Origin of the sequence: Pedobacter cryoconitis, from assembly GCF_001590605.1 — a bacterium.
In the GTDB taxonomy this organism is placed as follows: Bacteria; Bacteroidota; Bacteroidia; order Sphingobacteriales; family Sphingobacteriaceae; genus Pedobacter; species Pedobacter cryoconitis_A.
The window spans coordinates 2,955,593-2,969,848 of sequence record NZ_CP014504.1 but is presented as its reverse complement, the minus strand read 5'-3'; the positions used below and the strand labels follow the sequence as shown (position 1 = coordinate 2,969,848).

General features: G+C 38.9%; 16 protein-coding genes. 3 read left to right on the top strand and 13 right to left on the bottom strand.

What is annotated here, in order from left to right; all coding sequences use genetic code 11:
* The first annotated feature begins 4 nt into the window (after nucleotides 1–4).
* Complete coding sequence (locus AY601_RS12315; protein WP_068401347.1) at nucleotides 5–889, top strand: exopolyphosphatase; 885 nt, start codon at nucleotides 5–7, stop codon at nucleotides 887–889.
* Here AY601_RS12315 and AY601_RS12310 read toward each other — a convergent pair.
* The 7 genes from AY601_RS12310 to AY601_RS12280 are packed head-to-tail and all read right to left on the bottom strand — an operon-like array spanning nucleotide 855 to nucleotide 6,321.
* Nucleotides 855–1,463, bottom strand: coding sequence for a 4'-phosphopantetheinyl transferase family protein (locus AY601_RS12310; protein WP_198163680.1), 609 nt, complete (start codon nucleotides 1,461–1,463; stop codon nucleotides 855–857). The two genes, AY601_RS12315 and AY601_RS12310, sit on opposite strands and share 35 nt — an antisense overlap.
* On the bottom strand, nucleotides 1,405–1,671 hold the full coding sequence (locus tag AY601_RS12305) for an acyl carrier protein (RefSeq protein WP_232324743.1): 267 nt from the start codon (nucleotides 1,669–1,671) through the stop codon (nucleotides 1,405–1,407). The genes AY601_RS12310 and AY601_RS12305 overlap by 59 nt, the downstream gene beginning before the upstream one ends.
* Nucleotides 1,661–2,938: a beta-ketoacyl-[acyl-carrier-protein] synthase family protein gene (locus AY601_RS12300; RefSeq protein WP_068401343.1), complete on the bottom strand. Its 1,278-nt coding sequence runs from the start codon at nucleotides 2,936–2,938 to the stop codon at nucleotides 1,661–1,663. The genes AY601_RS12305 and AY601_RS12300 overlap by 11 nt, the downstream gene beginning before the upstream one ends.
* Entirely contained in the window at nucleotides 2,931–3,377 is a 447-nt protein-coding gene (locus AY601_RS12295) for a 3-hydroxyacyl-ACP dehydratase FabZ family protein (protein WP_068401341.1), read from the bottom strand. Before AY601_RS12295 ends, AY601_RS12300 begins: the two co-directional genes overlap by 8 nt.
* A gap of 48 nt (nucleotides 3,378–3,425) precedes the next feature.
* Entirely contained in the window at nucleotides 3,426–4,478 is a 1,053-nt protein-coding gene (locus AY601_RS12290) for a type III polyketide synthase (protein WP_068401339.1), read from the bottom strand.
* Complete coding sequence (locus AY601_RS12285; protein WP_068401336.1) at nucleotides 4,475–5,188, bottom strand: methyltransferase domain-containing protein; 714 nt, start codon at nucleotides 5,186–5,188, stop codon at nucleotides 4,475–4,477. The genes AY601_RS12290 and AY601_RS12285 overlap by 4 nt, the downstream gene beginning before the upstream one ends.
* Nucleotides 5,188–6,321 carry an NAD(P)/FAD-dependent oxidoreductase gene (locus AY601_RS12280; RefSeq protein WP_068401334.1) on the bottom strand — a complete coding sequence of 378 codons (1,134 nt, stop codon included), beginning with the start codon at nucleotides 6,319–6,321 and terminating at the stop codon, nucleotides 5,188–5,190. Before AY601_RS12280 ends, AY601_RS12285 begins: the two co-directional genes overlap by 1 nt.
* 124 nt (nucleotides 6,322–6,445) lie before the next feature.
* Between AY601_RS12280 and AY601_RS12275 the strand changes: the two genes are divergently transcribed.
* A complete protein-coding gene (locus AY601_RS12275; RefSeq protein ID WP_232324742.1) occupies nucleotides 6,446–6,958 on the top strand; it encodes an ORF6N domain-containing protein in 513 nt (170 codons plus the stop codon).
* 202 nt (nucleotides 6,959–7,160) lie between these two features.
* Here the strand turns inward: AY601_RS12275 and pgl are convergent, their stop codons facing one another.
* From pgl to AY601_RS12245, 6 genes are all read right to left on the bottom strand, one after another.
* A complete protein-coding gene (pgl, locus tag AY601_RS12270; protein ID WP_068401331.1) occupies nucleotides 7,161–7,886 on the bottom strand; it encodes a 6-phosphogluconolactonase in 726 nt (241 codons plus the stop codon).
* A gap of 1 nt (nucleotide 7,887) precedes the next feature.
* Nucleotides 7,888–9,402 carry a glucose-6-phosphate dehydrogenase gene (zwf, locus tag AY601_RS12265; protein WP_068401329.1) on the bottom strand — a complete coding sequence of 505 codons (1,515 nt, stop codon included), beginning with the start codon at nucleotides 9,400–9,402 and terminating at the stop codon, nucleotides 7,888–7,890.
* Between the two features lie 84 nt (nucleotides 9,403–9,486).
* Nucleotides 9,487–10,902 carry an NADP-dependent phosphogluconate dehydrogenase gene (gene gndA, locus AY601_RS12260; RefSeq protein WP_068401326.1) on the bottom strand — a complete coding sequence of 472 codons (1,416 nt, stop codon included), beginning with the start codon at nucleotides 10,900–10,902 and terminating at the stop codon, nucleotides 9,487–9,489.
* On the bottom strand, nucleotides 10,892–11,668 hold the full coding sequence (locus AY601_RS12255; RefSeq protein WP_068401324.1) for an ROK family protein: 777 nt from the start codon (nucleotides 11,666–11,668) through the stop codon (nucleotides 10,892–10,894). The genes gndA and AY601_RS12255 overlap by 11 nt, the downstream gene beginning before the upstream one ends.
* 208 nt (nucleotides 11,669–11,876) lie before the next feature.
* Nucleotides 11,877–12,509 carry a YiiX/YebB-like N1pC/P60 family cysteine hydrolase gene (locus AY601_RS12250; RefSeq protein ID WP_068401321.1) on the bottom strand — a complete coding sequence of 211 codons (633 nt, stop codon included), beginning with the start codon at nucleotides 12,507–12,509 and terminating at the stop codon, nucleotides 11,877–11,879.
* Between the two features lie 8 nt (nucleotides 12,510–12,517).
* Nucleotides 12,518–13,252: a hypothetical protein gene (locus AY601_RS12245; protein WP_068401318.1), complete on the bottom strand. Its 735-nt coding sequence runs from the start codon at nucleotides 13,250–13,252 to the stop codon at nucleotides 12,518–12,520.
* A gap of 404 nt (nucleotides 13,253–13,656) precedes the next feature.
* Between AY601_RS12245 and AY601_RS12240 the strand changes: the two genes are divergently transcribed.
* Nucleotides 13,657–14,241: an RNA polymerase sigma factor gene (locus AY601_RS12240; protein ID WP_068401316.1), complete on the top strand. Its 585-nt coding sequence runs from the start codon at nucleotides 13,657–13,659 to the stop codon at nucleotides 14,239–14,241.
* The last annotated feature ends 15 nt before the right edge of the window (nucleotides 14,242–14,256 follow it).

The window sequence follows — 14,256 nt, the reverse complement described above, 5'->3', positions numbered from 1 at the left end:
GATTATGCTCAGATATGCAGCAATTGATGTTGGCTCTAATGCCGTTAGACTGCTTATTGCAGATATAACACACAATGAAAATGGGTTTGGTTTTAAAAAGAATACGCTGGTCAGGGTTCCGTTAAGGTTAGGTGATGACGCCTTTCTTGACCATAAAATCTCGGCACGTAAAATCGAAGACCTGATCAAAACTATGCAGGCCTTTAAAAACCTGATGGATGTTTATCAGGTGACTAAATATCTTGCTTGTGCAACATCTTCTATGAGAGAGGCACAAAACGGGCTTGAGATCATTCAAATGATTAAAGAGAAAGCCAATGTTGACCTGGAGATTATTGAAGGTCAGCGGGAAGCTAATATTATTTATGCCAATCATATCGAGGATGACCTTGATATCAAGAAAAACTATCTTTACATAGATGTAGGTGGTGGTAGCACAGAGTTGTCTGTTTTCGTAAATAAAATACCTGTGGCTTCTAAATCATTTGATATCGGAACAATCAGAATTCTTGATAACCAGGATAAAGAAGAAACCTGGGAAGAGATGAGGCTCTGGGTTAAGGATCAAACCAGGTATCATAAAAACCTGGCAGGCATAGGCACTGGAGGGAATATCAATAAATTGTATAAAATGGCGAATGAAAAAGAGGGAACGCCTTTAACTTTTCTGAAACTCAAATCTCTTTACAATCAATTGAATAGCCATTCCTTAAAAGAACGTATCCAGATTTTTAACCTGAACCCAGACCGTGCTGATGTAATCATTCCGGCCAGTGAAATCTTTATTACCCTGATGAAGTGGACCGGTATCAAGCAGATTCACGTACCAAGAGTGGGTATGGCAGATGGGATTATTAATCTGTTAATAGAAGAGAATCTGAATAAATAACAGCCAGATAGTCACCATGGTGGCTTACAGAAACAGCATGCTTTTGGCCGGTAATCTGATGGGTTAACTCCGGGATACCTGATGGAGTACCGGCCAGCTGATAAAGCTCAGTTATAGTGTTAAATTCGGCTTTGTAAGCAATACCAGGTTTCAGATACTGCAAATGCAGCTGATCAAAATCCTTAATATCCGATACTGCAACAGAATGGATGAATGTACTTTGGAGCTCACTTCTAATTAGAAAACTATCCTTAAAGTAACTCACCATTCCCGATATTTCTATACCCTGCGTATTCAATGTGCAGCAAAAATTTAAAGGCTCATACTTTCTGATTCCTGTACTGCGCTGAACTATTTTACAAGCGGCTTCTTTCATAGTCCAGATCAACCATAACATTTCATCAGGCATAGCAGCTTCCAGAACCAGTTTTTGTTCTTCAGGCGTACATATCTTGTTCAGGTAGCCTTTTCTCCTCCAGTTGCTCTCTATCGCTGCCAGGCGCAGGTCTACCAGATCATTGCCTATCAATTTCAGCAAGTTTGGCTTCAATGACGTCGAGTGTTGATTTGACATCCAGCATTTTTGCCATAGAATCATTATCGATCTCTATGCCGAACTTTTCTTCCAGGTCCAGTACAATATCAACCAGGTTGGCAGAATTGATTTTCAGGTCTGTAATAAAACTTGTGGTCTCACTAAGCTGATCTAATGCTTCTTTGTCCTGCGTATAAGGCGCTGCAACTTCTTTAATAGCGGAAATGATAACTTCTCTATCCATCATTATATTTTTTTAAGACTAAACAGGCATTGACATCGCCAAAACCAAAACTTGCTTTGACGAGTATATTAAAATCTTTTTGGAGACAAACACGGGGGATCCGCTCCGGATCTATCAGCATTTCAATGGCAGGATGCAGATCTTCACAATTGATATTAGGAAAAATAAACCCTTCATGAAGTTGTAAAACAGAAGCTACACATTCAATGCTGCCTGCTGCAGAGATGCAATGTCCAATCATCCCCTTAACCGAATTGATATAAGGGAAATCCTTACCGGAACGCCCCAATGCCGTTACCCAATTTTGTATTTCAAGCGGATCTTTTACAGTTGCTGTTAAATGACCATTAATCACCTCAACTTCAGCAGGTTGTATGCCTGCATCTTTGAATGCTTTGGACAGACATCTTTGTACCGCTACTGGATTAGGTGCGGTCATTGTACCTTCACCACGCTGTCCGCCAGAATTGACATGTCCGCCCAGTATTTCCGCATAAATCCTGGCACCCCTTGCTAAAGCACTGTCCAGACTCTCTAACACTAAAGCTCCTGCACCGCTTCCAGGAACAAAGCCACTTGCCGTTGCACTCATTGGGCGGCTTCCTTTTTCGGGAGCTTCATTATGTTTGTACGTGCAGACTTTCATTGCATCAAAACCAGCCCATATATACGGTCCGCTATCACTTGTGCTGCCAGCCAGCATTACGGTTGCCTGACCCGATTTAATACGCTCATAAGCCATCAAAACACTTTCCGTTCCTGTTGCACAAGCAGAAGAGTTTGTTGTTACCTGATTACCCAATCCAAGTTTTCCGGCTAGTAATGCACTGACTCCGCTTGCCATAGTCTGGGCAACTATAGAACTGCCCAGCTTACGGATCTGCAGGTTGTCTAATTTATAAATAGCACCTCTGAATTTGTCAATACCAGAAGTTCCGGTACCGAAAACAGTTCCGCTTTCCCAATCAGGCATTTCATCCGGAGCAGGGTTAAGCCCTGCATCCTTCCACGCATCTAAACCCGCAATTACACCATATATAATTCCCGTGCTTTCCAGGTTCCTGATTTCCAGGTCAGTGAAATATTGGCTAATCCGGGCTGCATCAATCACTGGTTTCCCTGCAATCTGGCAAGAGAAAAGAAGTTGTTCCAGCTGCAGATCATGCCGGATCCCGGACACACCATTTTTAAGCGCATCCCTGAATTGCGTAATGTCCGCACCATTTGGTGAAACAACCCCTAAACCAGTGACGACAACACGGTTAGTCATTCATTTTTGTCGTTACCATTCCTGAAATATTTCCTTTGCAAACTGTTTCTCCTGCTTCGTTTTTCATCACGACGTTACAATTCAGCTTTTTAAACCTGAAGTATACTTTTTCAGCAGTTACGGTAACCTTTTCACCCGGAAAAACAGGTTTCATAAAATCCATTGCCGTAGAAGTCAGCATCACATGTGCTTTCAGTTCTGTATTTGCATTTTCCGATAAATAAATACCCAGGCAAACCAACCCGATCTGTGCCATGGTCTCTGTTAAGATTACCCCTGGTGTAACCGGTGCATCTTTAAAATGTCCTTTATAGAAATCAAGGTCTTTATCAAAAGTATAAGTACCTGTTGATCCGTTCTCATCGATTTGTAATAACTCATCAACAAATAAAAAAGGTTTGCTGTAAGGTAATTTTGATAGTATTTCTTGTGTATTCATGCGTATAAGATTATCAATTCTAAGCTGTAAAGTAAATACAAAAAATGCTTACCACTGCAATAAAATTCGTTGTGCAGAAAATCCGGGACCAAAACTAAGCATCAGCCCCCTTTCTCCAGGTTTAGGTTTGGCATCCATAATCCGCTCAAGCACATAGAGTACGGTAACGCTTGACATGTTTCCATATAACCTTAAAATCGCTTTAGTATCGTTTATATTTTTTCCAAGATCACCAAATAAGGCTTCTACAATTTCAATGATTTTCTTTCCGCCGGGATGAAAAATCAAATGGTCTATAGCCTGAATATTTAATCCGTTTTTTTCCAGAAAAGGATGAATAATAGCGGGAAAGTGTGTAGCAATTGTTTCAGGAACAGTAACATCCAATACCATTTGTAAACCGGTATTGGTCATTTTAAAGCCCATCATGTCTTCTGCATCATAAAAGTGATACATTTCTTCGTCCATTATTTCCGGTCCGTCATCCTCCGGATGTGAAGACAAGAGGATACAGGCTGCACCATCTCCAAAAATAGCTGCACTTACAATATTGGCCATCGAAAAGTCATTGCGCTGAAAAGTGGCCGTTGGAGATTCTACAGCGATAACTGCAGCTCTTTTGCCAGGATTGGATTTCAGGAAATTTTTAGCGTATATAATCCCTGACACACCAGCTGCACAGCCCATTTCTGTAACCGGAAGGCGCACAATATCCTGGCGCAGTTTTAAGGCATTGATCAGATAAGCATCTAAAGAGGGGATCATAATTCCCGTGCAGCTTACGGTAATGATATAATCAAGATCTTCATTTTTCCAGCCTGCCTTCTCAATCGCATCAGTCAGACATTTTGTACCTAGTTTAATACCCTCTCTGCAATAAATATCATTGCGTTCTTCAAAAGTAAGGTCGCTGAAAACTTCTTCGGGAGACATAAATGAATAGCGTTTATCTACTGCAGCATTTTCAAATATCTTTTTAACCTTACGGACAAACCGGTCTTCCTGACCATGCAGCCACCCGTCCAGAAAAGGAATGATCTCCGCTGTACTTCTTGAATATTCAGGCAATGCTTTGCTGATGCTTTTTATGGTTACACTCATGATATTTTAACTATCCATTGGTAGCGGAACGCCCATTTCCATTTGATTAAGTAATTTTTAAGGCCTAATGTTTTTGAAAACGACATTAAATCTTTTCTTTTAAATCCGCGGAGAATAGAAACCAGTCCATCTTCACGTGACATCTCATTCAGGCGGAATACAAAACATAAACCCAGAAACAGGTAATAAGCGATTGCACTCCGTTGTAAATCATTAATCACAAAACCGAGCCTTGCTGTCTGCTGAAAACTTTGCAGCAGTGTAATGATCTCCTGATCTTTAAAATGATGTAATGTTAAAGTACAAAGTATAATATCTGCTGATTGCTCTTTATTCGGCTTATCAAATATATCTATGCATTCATAGCTTATATTTTTATAACCTGCAGATAAACTCCTGGCGTGCTCAATCGTGAAATTATTTGCATCTATACCAGTGAGTATAAAGTTTAAATCATTTTTCTCTGCATAAGCTGCAAGCGCTCTTAACATATCTCCGTTTCCGCACCCTATATCTGTAATACGGATCAATGCAGATTTTGGTTGTGCCCGCAGTAAATAAATAATTCCTTCCAGTGTGACCTTGTTTCCGCCAAGCAGGCGGTTGATGCTGGCAATTTTGTCTAATGCATCTCTGAGTATTTCACCCTCCATCTGGAAATTATCCATAATTTCAGGAGCATTGCTTCTATAAGTGGTATCTACAAACATTATTCAGGAACAGTTAAAGTATGGCCATGTGTATTTTTGATGATCAAAGGCAGTATGAATGGCAGCCGAACCATTCCACCCAATAATTTTTCTGTTAAATATTCTTTTTCGAACAGGGCTGATAAAGTCCTTCCCATCCATAATCTGGATTTAAAGTGGTGGTTCCAGGAGATAAGATAACGTTTTTCCATGTCAGTTCTATCAGGAATCTCCCCTTTGAAAAACAAAATCAGTAATTCTGAGCAGATCTTTGCGCTATGTATAGCCATAGCCATGCCGTTTCCACATAAAGGATGTATCAATGCCGCAGTGTCGCCAATCATCAGGATATGATCAACCACTGCTTCTCTGGCACCAAAAGAGAGTTGACTGATCGTTATTGGTGCATCAAACAAGAGTTCGGATTTTTCAAAAAGGCTTTTTAGATGTTTATTCTGATACAATACATTTTCCTGATAAGTTGCGATGTTTTTATATCTTTTGAAAGTTTCATAATTTGCGAGGTAACAGATATTTATCTTTTGATCCTCGATTTTAGAAGCACCGCAATAGCCTCCTTTAAAATTATGCAATGCAACAAGTCCGTCTTCAAATTCACCAGCATAATGTCCTTTTACAGCCAGAAATGGCGATTTATGCTGTATAAACTTCCTTTTTAATTTGAGGTCTATAGCAGAACGTTTGCCATAAGCACCAATCACTTGTCTGGCTATATATTGTTTTTCACCTTGTGTGGAAACCAGGAAAGTATCTTTTTCAAAAACTACATGACTTACTGTATCCTGTATCACGCGGCCTCCTTTAGCCAGAAATTTCTGATAGAGAAAATGATCCAGTTTATAACGGCTCACTCCAAATCCACCCATAGGTAACCGGGTAGAAATACGACGCCCTGAAACTGTAGAAAATTGCATTTTGGAAATTACCGAAGGAGACAGCACAGCCGGATCAGCGTCCAGCCACTTTAAATAGGGGAGAACCTCATTAGAAATGTATTCACCGCAAACTTTATGATGAGGATAAATATCCTTTTCGATCAGGATGGCCTCAATCCCTGCTTGCTGGAGATGTAATGCTGCGGTTAATCCGGCAAGCCCGCCACCTATAATTAAAATATCAGTTTGTACAGGCATAATCAAAACAAGGGAATAAGAAGCGTAATCTTACAACACTATACTGGACTATTTGTTTAAATCAATAGAAATATATTATTTAAATTAAAGTAATATAATTATCTTGGTGAGATAATTTGGCGATATGATAGATGAAGTTGTAATGAATAAAATACACCTGATCAGGGAGCAGAAAGTTATGCTTGATAAAGATCTGGCCGAACTTTATGGCGTTAAACCTATCCGTTTAAGAGAACAAGTGAAGCGTAATCTGGATCGTTTTCCATTGAATTTTATGTTTCAGTTAACGCCCCAGGAGACTGAAAACATACTATCGCAATTTGCGATACCTTCCAGACAGCAGCTAGGAGGCATATTGCCTTATGCTTTTACGGAGCATGGTGTGCTCATGTTGTCGAATGTTCTTAAAGGAGAGAAGCCAATACAGATGAGTATCCGCATTATAGAAGTCTTTGTCAAGCTAAGAGAAACCATTCTTCTGCATAAAGATATTTCCCTATTGGTACAGGAAGTAGAGAAGCGACTTTATAAACAAGGTGAGAAAATTGAAGTTCTTTTTAACTACCTGAGTAAGTTTATAGAGAAAGATGAACAGCCAAGAACGCTGATTGGTTTTAAGACTAAAAAAGAGCAATGATTATTTCTGTTGTTTTTAGTAAAAGTTACTTAGGAGGCTTTAAAGATGGTATCGCAATTTGCGATACCATCTTTAAAGCCTCCTAAGTAACTTTCTGTCTTTTTGTCCATTTCAGCAATGTGTGAAAAGCCATTGACTAAAACCTCACAAAAAAGCCCTGTTCCAAATGAATGAAACAGGGTTTTCTATAGAAAATATGTGTTTAGTTATCCAGCAATTTTGCTGCATCACTATCCAAAAACCAGGTCAGGCTTCCGTCAATCGGATCAATCAATTGTGATGGATACAATTCAGGAGTCTTAGGATCATCCTCAATGACATGTTTCAACGCATCAGCTTTAGCTTCGCCAAATACAAGGAAGGCCACATTTTTAGCCTTATTGATCAAAGGGGCGGTAAAACTGATTCTGTAAGTCGCTAATTTCTCTACAAATACACTCTCAACCGTTACTTCTTTGCTGTCTAAAATATCAGTACCCGGGAATAACGAAGCTGTATGCCCGTCATCGCCCATGCCTAATAAAATAAGGTCAAAAGCAAGGTCTGCACCCTTAAAATGAGTAGTAATTGCTTTAGCATACTCAATTGCAGCTTTTTCAGGAGCTAATGTAGTATCTACAAAAAAGATATGATCAGCAGCGACATTTAAAGGAGCTAATATTGATTTCTTTGCCATTAAGCCATTATAGCTTTCATGTCCGGGTGGAACATTACGTTCATCTCCAATAAAGAAAAATACCTTTGACCAATCCAGCTTTTCACGATAGGTGGTAGACAGCATTTCATATAAATCTTTAGGGGAATTACCGCCGGTGAGCACAAAATTAAAACAATCCTTTTCTGCAATCGCCTTTTCTGCAATTGCAATCACGTAATCTGCTAAATCTTCCAGCAGCTCACTCTTTGTTTTATAGATCAGTAAATTCATGCTAGTCTTTATTTTTTAAAGGTAAGGTGAACCAGTGGAAACCATCTCTGGCAATCAGCGCTTCGGCATCTTCAGGGCCCCATGAATCAGCAGGATAGTTAGGGAAACTCAATGAAGTTTTACTTTCCCATGCATTGATTACAGGCATTAACAATTCCCATGCACTCTCTACCTGATCTGCACGCATAAACTGTGTCTGATCTGCAATCATTACATCCAGTAATAAAGTCTCGTAAGCCTCTGGAGCTTCAGCACTATAAGTCCCTTTATAATCGAAAACCATATCAACAGGATTCAATACCATGTCCAGCCCAGGTCTTTTAGCCTGTACCTGTAAACGGATACTCATTTCTGGCTGAATACTGATGATCAACCTGTTTTGCTGCCAGTGTTCAGTTACACCCGCAGGGAAAACCTGGTGAGGAACATCCTTAAACTGTATCGTGATCAAAGAAGAAGTCTGGAACAGACGTTTACCTGTACGTACATAGAAAGGGATTCCCTGCCAGCGCCAGTTATCCACGAAGAATTTGGCTGCTGCAAAAGTTTCTGTATTAGACTCTGGTGCCACATCTTTCTCAGAGCGGTAACCCGGAACTTCTTTACCCTCAACCCATCCTTTAGAATATTGTCCGCGAACAGTGCTCATACGGATATCGTCAGGTCCAAAAGGACGCATAGCTTTCAGCACATCAACTTTTTTGTTCCTGATTTCATCAGCATCAAAATTGATAGGAGTTTCCATACCAATTAAACAAAGAAGCTGTAAAATATGGTTCTGGATCATATCTCTTAAAGCACCAGCGCCATCATAATAACCACCACGATCTCCAACACCCAATTGTTCGGTTACAGAAATCTGTACGTGATCAATATAAGTACGGTTCCAAAGTGGCTCAAGGAATGAATTGGCAAAACGGAAAGCCATAATATTCTGAACAGTTTCCTTACCCAGATAATGGTCAATTCTATAGATCTGTTTCTCCGTGAAAATTCCGGTTAACAATTTATTTAATTCTCTTGCAGTTTCTAAATCGCGGCCGAAAGGTTTTTCAATTACGATACGGCAATTTTCTTCATTTCCTGCAAGATCATACTTAGCGATACATTCCGCAATTAGCGGGAATAAATTTGGTGCTACTGCCAGGTAATAAATCACCTGTGTTTTAGGGCCAAATTTTTTCTTAAGCTTTTCAATACTTGTTTTAAGATCCTGGAAAGTTTCAGGAGCAGATACATCTACAGGATTGTAGTATACATTTTCTGCAAAACCATCCCACTTCTCTTTCTTAACCTTACCAGCGCGGGAAAAACTATTTACCCCCTCCATAATAGTGTTGCGGAACTGTACATCAGTGAGCTTGCTTCTCGCTGTTCCGATTATTGCATAATCTTTAGGCATATAGCCATCAGAATACAAGTTATAAAGTGCTGGCGCAAGTTTGCGCATATTTAAATCCCCAGTGCCACCAAAGATGACAAAAACGGTTGGGTTAAGGCATTGACTTGTTTTCATTAGTGCATATTTTATTTATCAGTGATGAAGCCTGAATGCGCTTATTATAGCATTAATAACGCGTTCAGGATCATTTCTTTTATATTATGATTTTACTGGATTCCAGAGCGCATGAAACGTTCCTTCTGCATCAGTACGTTCAAACTGGTGTGCACCAAAAAAGTCTCTTTGTGCCTGAATCAAATTAGAAGGCATTCTTTCTGTTTTTAACGAATCGAAATAGGTCAGGGCAGAAGCAAATGCAGGAACAGCTAATCCAGTTAATACGGTATGGCTAACTACAGATCTCATTCCAGGAAGAATTTCTTCTAATTTTTTTGCGATACCTGCATCAGCATAAAGATGCTCCAGATCCGGTTGCTTTTTATAAGCCTGGTAAATATCTTCTAAGAATTCTGCCCTGATAATACATCCACCGCGCCAGATTTGTGCGATTTCATGTAAATTCAATTCATATTCATAAGTGATAGATGCCTGCCATAATAAATGAAGGCCTTGCGCATAAGAAGAAATTACAGCGAAATATAAAGCCTGTTCCAGTTCAACAATAAACTTATCCTTATCTCCAACAGTATATTTGTCCTGAGTATAAGTTTTGGCCAATGCAGTTCGTAAGCTTTTGAATTTAGATAAATCCCTTGTACTTACTGCCTCATTGATAGAAGGGATCGGTAACTGCAAGTCCATTGACACTTGTGAAGTCCATTTTCCAGTACCTTTAGACTTCGCTTCATCTTTGATGTAATCCACCAGGTAACCACCAGTTTTTTCATCCTTAAAAGCAAAGATATCTTTAGTCACTTCTAATAAGAAAGACTGTAAACGACCATTGTTCCACTGCTCAAATACATCATGAATCTGCTCATTTGAATATTCAAGTGCATTTTTCATAATGTCATAAGCCTCAGCTAACAACTGCATCATGGCATACTCTATACCATTGTGTACCATTTTCACAAAGTGGCCCGAAGCTCCGGGGCCAATATAAGCCACACATGGATCACCATTTACTTTAGCAGAAACTGCTTCCAGAATCTCTTTCATCTCGCCATAAGCAGTTTTATCACCACCTGGCATAATGCTTGGGCCGAAACGTGCACCTTCTTCACCACCAGAAATACCCATGCCGAAGAAATGCATTCCCTGACCAGAAAGTTCAGCAGCTCTTTTGCTGGTATCCGTGAAATGAGAGTTTCCACTATCAATAATAATATCACCTTTATCCAATAAAGGTAAAAGCTCCAGGATGACACTGTCAACAATTGGCCCTGCAGGTACAAGAAGCATAATTCTTCTTGGTAACTCCAGACTTCCAATAAAATCTTCTAATGAGCTATAGGCCGTCAGATTATGCTTTGCACCATCTTCCTTAAGTTTCTGGATCATTTTCGGATCCTTGTCATAACCTGTTACTGCAAAGCCTTTATCGGCCATGTTCAGCAATAAATTGCGGCCCATTGTACCAAGGCCTATCATTCCTAATGTGAATTTACTTTCCATTTGTTGTATTTGATTTTGGATAGGTAGTGAAAACGTGATATTTTTCTTCAGCAGCCCATAATTTTGCACCGCCTTTTATTCCATCCCTGTTAGAAACAAGGTGAATATTGTGCTCTAGTTCAAAATTGATGTGTTTAGAATTTCCGCCTCCAAGGTAGAGCACATCATAGTTAAACACTGTTTTATAAATTTCTATAATTCGTTTTAGTCTTTCATTCCATTTCTTGTCGCCTTCTTTCTGGAATGCCTTTTCACCGATATAATCATCATAATCCTTGTTTTTTGTTACCGGAAGATGAGAAAGCTCAAGATGCGGAAGTAATTCTCCGTCAAAAGTTAAAGCTGTGCCGAAACCTGTACCCAATGTAAGTACGATTTCAAAACCTTTACCCGCTATAATACCCAGTGCCTGTTGATCTGCATCATTAATTAAGCGGACAGGCTTTCCTAAAATATCACTGATATGCTGTGCAAGCGGATAACCTGCCCATTTGTTTTTGGCTAAATTGGGAGCTGTTTCCACAATACCATGTTTGACATAACCAGGAAAACCAATAGCTATTTTACTATAAGGAGTAAGTGGGCCAACCAATTCATGAATAACTTTAATTACATTTTCAGGAGTAGAATCCTTCGGTGTTGGCAGTTTTGTATATTCTGAAAATAGTTCGCCATTTTCTTTTAAAATGCAGGCTTTGATACCGGTCCCGCCAATATCAATTGATAAAATATTGGTACTCTCTTTTTCTTGCTCGTTGTTGGCCATATTTCTTTTTTTATGAATATTGCTTTTTATGCCTTGCTGCCAATGTTTGACGACTCAAATTAACAAATTTCCCGCCATATAAAACCAGAAACCCGATAAGAATGTCCAATTATCGGGGATAATTCATGAAAAATTGAATAAAGCACATTTAAACGTGAATTTAGCGGTTAATTTGATATCTATATGACTTTTTAACTGATATATACGGTTATTTATATTGCCCTAAAATATCAATTTTATCAGATAAAGATATGCCGCCGGGATTACATCCTGGTTTACCTTCTGGAACTTCCATGTTTAAGTGTTCAAAGTACACTTTCCATACCGGAAAATAGGCACCTGACCCAGGCTCTTTATAAGTCATCGGGAATAATTTGAAAAATGGTTTGTTCTTATTCGCTGCCTTGAATGCATCATATATCAATTCAGAACAATAGTATTTTCCATTATCATATAAGTATTGATCATCATACAGCACCCCCATTTGTGCCATTGAAAATGCCAGTGCTGCAGGGATTATTTTCTGATAAGCCGGTTTTAATCTTCCCACATAATGCGGATGAGCTGATTTAGACAAAAATGTTTGGAGCGGTGTAAGATGCACGTTTTTGCCTGAGGCCTCAATGACCAAAACACTATCATTTCTAAGCAGCACCATTCCCATATGACTGAATTTATTACCCTGATAACCTTGTGTAACAGCATTGATTGCATCACACAAAGGGCCACAGTCTAAATTCTGGAAAATCAGATCACCGGATTTTAGTTGAATATTTTCCTGTGCTTTAGCATAAAAAGATAAAAGCACAGCTGATAAAACACAAATCAATAATTTACGCATGGTTGATTTTAATAAGACATTTCGTCATTAATTGTATAAGCAGGCGGGGGGATGAAAAAGCTTTCTGCTACAGTCATCTGCTCAATCAGGCTCGCCTTAATGCCAATGTTCAGGCCCCTTGATAAGGTTCCGATAGCTAATGCACAACCTGGTACACTTTTTAAATAACTGTATTGTTGCCAATACAAACGGGGAAGTTCAGGGGCATACCAAACTGTAATCACATTTTCCGGAGAATGCGGATTAATAAATATTGCTTTCTTGCAGGCTTTTCCTGCAATTACCTTGGAGCCCTCTTTCAATTGCATCACAAAATCAGCAGAACTGATGACCATCATAGAATCTCCAGCCATGGCAGTTTGTATATTAGGCATTGCTGCTGGATATTTCATAGCTGTTTTGGCCAAAGTATCTAATAAATAGCTTACAGTATCTCTTTTGTCGGCTATAGTGATGCTTCCGCCTAAACCTCTTTGCTCTACCCTGATATATTCAGGGCTCAGGTAACAAATCAGAGGAGGGCTGTCATCCGAAGATCCGGATAGAGACATGGCCAGATCCATCATGGCCAGCTCTCCCTGGTTTTGTTTTGAAGCAGCCTCTTTTTGCTGCGGCTGACCGAAATCCAGCGCATAGCTTATTTTCCATGCGGCAACATTTTTTACTTTCTTTAACTGCTGCCCATTAGCGAAAAATGCAAATAATAACAGGAGCAGTACGAGGTAGCTCTTTTTATAGTTCAAAATAAGGTGTATTAGTATACAATGGTACAAAAAAAAGAGATAATGTCTGATATTCATCAGGACCGTTTAAGTAAGATCTCGATTTTTTACATTGCATTGTTTCTTTTTCAATAGTGTGCTGCAATTTCTATCCTAAAAAAGATTAATCCGAATAAAATATAGTTGCGTATTCTTAGATTACTTTTCTAAATACGCTCAAGATAGATAGTTATTCTGTCTGTTTATGCTGTTTTTATAGTTGTGGATTATTTTCTCTCTGAATATTCTTAATTAATAGATTTTAATTAGGTTTACTTATAGTCTTTAGGTAACATTAGCTGTTTTTTAAAAGAAAAGATCTTCAATTAAATCCTTCAGATGAAATTTGTTGTATTTATTGCCGGATTATTATAAATTCATAGTTTATGGGAATGTATAGTGAGTATTCAGATAGTGAACTGATTGAATTATTGAAATCTGGTGACCGCTTTGCATTTACTGAAATCTATAATCGGTATTGGAGTGTTCTCTACGCACAAGTCTATAAAATGCTCAGGGATGAAGATGAGGCTAAAGATGTCATTCAGGAAATATTCAGTAAACTATGGATCAACGCTTCAGCGATTAAATCCAATCATAATTTGGGTGGCCTGCTATACACTGCTGCAAGAAATAAAGTCCTGAATAGTATTGAAAAAAGCAGAGTCCGCCATGACTATGCCAAATCTATTGCTGCTTTCGTCTCAGAAACAGATCCTGATACCATTGATAAACTGGATGAAAAGCGGCTCAGTAAAATTATTGAGCGTGAAATTCAGAGCCTGCCGCCAAAAATGCGGGAGATATTTGAATTGAGCCGTAAAGAGAACCTTTCTCACAAGGAGATTGCTGAAAAGCTGAATCTATCAGATCAGACCGTCAAAAAACAAGTACAGAATGCACTGAAAATTATCAGGCCAAGAATTGAACAAATAGGTTTTAGCCTTGCCATTTTAATTATTTTAAGATAATCAGTGATTCATCTA

Bases quoted from the DNA above. Each gene is read 5' to 3' on its own strand.
- AY601_RS12315 (WP_068401347.1), top strand. From the start codon at position 5: ATGCTCAGATATGCAGCAATTGATGTTGGCTCTAATGCCGTTAGACTG.
- AY601_RS12310 (WP_198163680.1), bottom strand. From the start codon at position 1,463: ATGTCAAATCAACACTCGACGTCATTGAAGCCAAACTTGCTGAAATTG.
- AY601_RS12305 (WP_232324743.1), bottom strand. From the start codon at position 1,671: ATGATGGATAGAGAAGTTATCATTTCCGCTATTAAAGAAGTTGCAGCG.
- AY601_RS12300 (WP_068401343.1), bottom strand. From the start codon at position 2,938: ATGACTAACCGTGTTGTCGTCACTGGTTTAGGGGTTGTTTCACCAAAT.
- AY601_RS12295 (WP_068401341.1), bottom strand. From the start codon at position 3,377: ATGAATACACAAGAAATACTATCAAAATTACCTTACAGCAAACCTTTT.
- AY601_RS12290 (WP_068401339.1), bottom strand. From the start codon at position 4,478: ATGAGTGTAACCATAAAAAGCATCAGCAAAGCATTGCCTGAATATTCA.
- AY601_RS12285 (WP_068401336.1), bottom strand. From the start codon at position 5,188: ATGTTTGTAGATACCACTTATAGAAGCAATGCTCCTGAAATTATGGAT.
- AY601_RS12280 (WP_068401334.1), bottom strand. From the start codon at position 6,321: ATGCCTGTACAAACTGATATTTTAATTATAGGTGGCGGGCTTGCCGGA.
- AY601_RS12275 (WP_232324742.1), top strand. From the start codon at position 6,446: ATGATAGATGAAGTTGTAATGAATAAAATACACCTGATCAGGGAGCAG.
- pgl (WP_068401331.1), bottom strand. From the start codon at position 7,886: ATGAATTTACTGATCTATAAAACAAAGAGTGAGCTGCTGGAAGATTTA.
- zwf (WP_068401329.1), bottom strand. From the start codon at position 9,402: ATGAAAACAAGTCAATGCCTTAACCCAACCGTTTTTGTCATCTTTGGT.
- gndA (WP_068401326.1), bottom strand. From the start codon at position 10,902: ATGGAAAGTAAATTCACATTAGGAATGATAGGCCTTGGTACAATGGGC.
- AY601_RS12255 (WP_068401324.1), bottom strand. From the start codon at position 11,668: ATGGCCAACAACGAGCAAGAAAAAGAGAGTACCAATATTTTATCAATT.
- AY601_RS12250 (WP_068401321.1), bottom strand. From the start codon at position 12,509: ATGCGTAAATTATTGATTTGTGTTTTATCAGCTGTGCTTTTATCTTTT.
- AY601_RS12240 (WP_068401316.1), top strand. From the start codon at position 13,657: ATGGGAATGTATAGTGAGTATTCAGATAGTGAACTGATTGAATTATTG.